The 228-nt window shown below is 70.6% G+C and carries 1 pseudogene; it reads left to right on the top strand.

The features are described 5' to 3' along the window. Positions 1–200: pseudogene (locus tag KVT37_RS33415) on the top strand (xanthine dehydrogenase accessory protein XdhC); the annotation flags it as partial. Between the last annotated feature and the right edge of the window lie 28 nt (positions 201–228).

Here is a 228-nt window from a genome sequence, read left to right as displayed (position 1 = left end):
GGAGCTGGTCCCTGAGGTCGGCCGAGGGCAGCGAAGCACAGTTCGCTCGGCCCGTCTCGCCGACCGGCGGCAGCGCCGTGAAGGACAAGCGCCCGCAGGTGATCGCCGCGCCCGCCGCCGCCGAGATCATGACGGCGCTGGTGTCTCACGCCGCCCAGGCCCCGATTACGAGCACACCCAAAAAGGTGATGGTCGGCTGAAGGCCGTCCGCCGCGGTTCCTGGGACAT

It is taken from the genome of Mesorhizobium sp. GbtcB19 (assembly GCF_019091085.1).
Taxonomy (GTDB): domain Bacteria; phylum Pseudomonadota; class Alphaproteobacteria; order Rhizobiales; family Rhizobiaceae; genus Mesorhizobium.
Note: the sequence above shows the minus strand (reverse complement) of the source record. Positions and strands in the feature narration are given on the sequence as shown.